Source organism: Roseicyclus sp., assembly GCF_052168335.1.
In the GTDB taxonomy this organism is placed as follows: Bacteria; Pseudomonadota; Alphaproteobacteria; order Rhodobacterales; family Rhodobacteraceae; genus Roseibacterium.
In genome coordinates this window covers 1-2557 of record NZ_JBQLZP010000488.1, presented here as the reverse complement: position 1 = coordinate 2557, position 2557 = coordinate 1, and the positions used below count along the sequence as shown (strand labels likewise).

Sequence of the window (2557 nt, the reverse complement as noted above, 5' to 3'; positions counted from 1 at the left end):
CTCGACGATGACGAGGTAGTGGCGCGACTTCAGCCGTCCGAAGCTCTCCAGCACCGCCGCCATCAGGCGCGGCTTCAGCGCGCCGTAATCCAGCGCCTCCGCCCGGCCGAGGCGCCTTCCCTGCACCACGACCTGCGCGCCGGTGTCGGTCTCGGGCTTCAGGAGCACCGGGTTCATGTCCGTGTGCGGCGGCAGGCCCGCGGCCCGCGCCTGCACCGCCTGCGCCCGCCCGATCTCGCCGCCGTCCACCGTCACGGCGGCGTTGTTCGACATGTTCTGCGGCTTGAAAGGCGCCACGTCGATCCCGCGCCGCCGCGCCGCCCGGCAGAGCCCCGCGACGAGCAGCGACTTGCCCACGTTCGAGCCCGTCCCCTGGATCATCACCGCCCGCGCCATGCCCGCCTCCGCCGCCGTCGCGGCATCTGGCATTCCGGGCAGCCCCCTGTAAAGCGCCCCACTGGACACGCCGCGAGGGCTGGATCATGGTCGGCCCGGGATGGTCCACGATCTCGTCATCAAGGGAGGTTGCGTCGTCACGCCGGGCTGCGTGGCGGCGATGGACATCGCCGTGTCGGAGGGGCGCATCGCGGCCCTCGGCACCGGCATCGCCGGGCGCGAGACCATCGACGCGGGCGGCCTGATCGTCACGCCCGGCGGCGTCGATCCGCACTGCCACAACGAGCAGATGTCGGGCATGGGCCTGATGAACGCCGACACGTTCGAGACCGCCACGCGCTCGGCCGCGATGGGGGGCACGACCAGCCTCATATCCTTTGCGGCGCAGGCGCAGGGCCAGCGCCTGAAGGACGCCGCCGCCGATTACGCCGCGCGGGGCGCGCGCGGGGCGGCGGTCGACTGGGCCTTCCACCTCATCCTCGCCGACCCCGGGGCGCCGGAATTCGAGGCCGACCTCGCGGCCCTGATCGCCGAGGGCCACCGCTCGCTCAAGGTCTTCACGACCTACAACATCGGCCTCGACGACGGGCAGATCCTGCGCGCGCTCACCATCGCCCGCGAGGCCGGCGCGCTCACCTGCATCCACGCCGAGAACGACGCGATCATCGCCGCCGCCCGCGCCCGCCTGCTGGTCGAGGGCCGCACCCGGCCGATCGACCACGCCGCCTCGCGCCCCCGCGAAGCCGAGATCGAGGCCGTCGCCCGCATGTGCCGCCTCGCCGAGGCCGCCCGCGCGCCGGTGATGATCTTCCACGTCTCGACCGCCGAGGCCGCCGCCGAGATCCGCGCCGCCCGCGCCCGCGGCGCCCCCGTCTGGGCCGAGACCTGCCCCCACTACCTCTTCCAGACCGAGGAGGTGCTCGACCGCCCCGGCCTCGAGGGCGCGAAGTGGATGTGCTCGCCGCCGCAGCGCAGTGTCGCCGACCAGGAGGCGCTCTGGCAGGCGCTCGCGCTCGGCGACCTCCAGGTGATCTCGTCCGACCACGCCCCCTACCGCTTCGACGAGACGGGCAAGCTCTCGGCTGGACCGGACGCCCCCTTCCCCGCCATCGCGAACGGGATGCCGGGGCTCGAGCTGCGCCTTCCCCTCCTCTTCGACGCGATGGTCAGCCGCGGGCGCCTCGGCCTCGCCCGCTTCGCCGAACTGACCGCGACCGCCCCCGCACGGCTCTACGGTCTGCCGGCCAAGGGCGCCATCGCGCCCGGCATGGACGCCGACCTCGTCCTCTGGGACCCCGAACGCACCCATACCTGCGGCGCCGACGACCTCCACGACAACGTGGGCTACAACCCCTTCGAGGGCACGACCCTCCGCGGCTGGCCCGTCCGCGTCCTCCTGCGCGGCGCGACCATCGTGGAGGACGGCGCCTGGCTCGGCCGGCCCGGCGCGGGACGCCGGCTGCACCGCGCGGCCATCGGCACCCGCCCCGCAGACCTCACAGGGAGACCGCGATGACCCGCCCCGAAGGCCCGAACCTCCTCGCCATCACCTTCCTCTACTACAAGGACCTCGCGCGGGCCGAAGCCTTCTACCGCGACGTGATGGGCTTCCCCCTCGCCATCGACCAGGGCGATCTCGCCAAGATCATGCGCATCTGCGACGGCGCCCATGTCGGCCTCGTGGACGAGGCGAAGGGCATGCACCGCTGGGCCGAGACGCGCCCCGTGCAGCTCTGCATCCGCGTTCCGGACGTCGATGCATGGTACGCCTACGCGCAGGGCCTCGCGCTTCCGGGCCTCTCGCGGCTCTTCGAGAACGACCGCATCGGCATCCGCGCCTTCGTCTTCGAGGACCCCGAGGGCTACCAGATCGAGATCCAGGAGGCGATGCAGCCCGCGCCATGACGCTCTTCGTCATCAACCCGAACTCGAGCGAGACCGTCACGACGGGCATCGAGGCCGCCATCGCCCCCCTGCGGGGCATGGGCATCGGGATCGACTGCCTCACCCTCGCCGAAGGCCCGCCCGGCATCGAGAGCCAGGCGCAGGCGGACGAGGTGGTGCCCCACCTCCTCGCGCTGGCCGCCCGCCTCGAGAACCGCGCGTCCGGCTTCGGCGAGGGTGAGGCAGTCGATCCCGATGCCCATGCCCCGCAGGGGGG

4 protein-coding genes are annotated in these 2557 nt (G+C 73.1%); 3 read left to right on the top strand and 1 reads right to left on the bottom strand.

Features of this window, described 5'->3' with window-relative positions:
• A partial coding sequence (locus ACTS11_RS15060) for a nucleotide-binding protein (RefSeq protein WP_442641117.1) occupies window positions 1–396 on the bottom strand: 396 nt, incomplete at its 3' end.
• A gap of 100 nt (window positions 397–496) precedes the next feature.
• On the opposite strand from ACTS11_RS15060, the gene hydA reads away from it, so the two are divergent.
• The 3 genes from hydA to ACTS11_RS15045 form a co-directional block, all read left to right on the top strand.
• Entirely contained in the window at window positions 497–1912 is a 1416-nt protein-coding gene (gene hydA, locus ACTS11_RS15055) for a dihydropyrimidinase (RefSeq protein WP_442641116.1), read from the top strand.
• Window positions 1909–2301 carry a VOC family protein gene (locus tag ACTS11_RS15050; RefSeq protein WP_442641115.1) on the top strand — a complete coding sequence of 131 codons (393 nt, stop codon included), beginning with the start codon at window positions 1909–1911 and terminating at the stop codon, window positions 2299–2301. The genes hydA and ACTS11_RS15050 overlap by 4 nt, the downstream gene beginning before the upstream one ends.
• Window positions 2298–2557, top strand: a 260-nt coding sequence (locus ACTS11_RS15045) for an aspartate/glutamate racemase family protein (protein WP_442641114.1), incomplete at its 3' end; no start/stop codon positions are given. The genes ACTS11_RS15050 and ACTS11_RS15045, both read left to right, overlap by 4 nt.

Coding starts and splice junctions, on each gene's coding strand:
- hydA (WP_442641116.1), top strand. CDS start 497: ATGGTCCACGATCTCGTCATCAAGGGAGGTTGCGTCGTCACGCCGGGC.
- ACTS11_RS15050 (WP_442641115.1), top strand. CDS start 1,909: ATGACCCGCCCCGAAGGCCCGAACCTCCTCGCCATCACCTTCCTCTAC.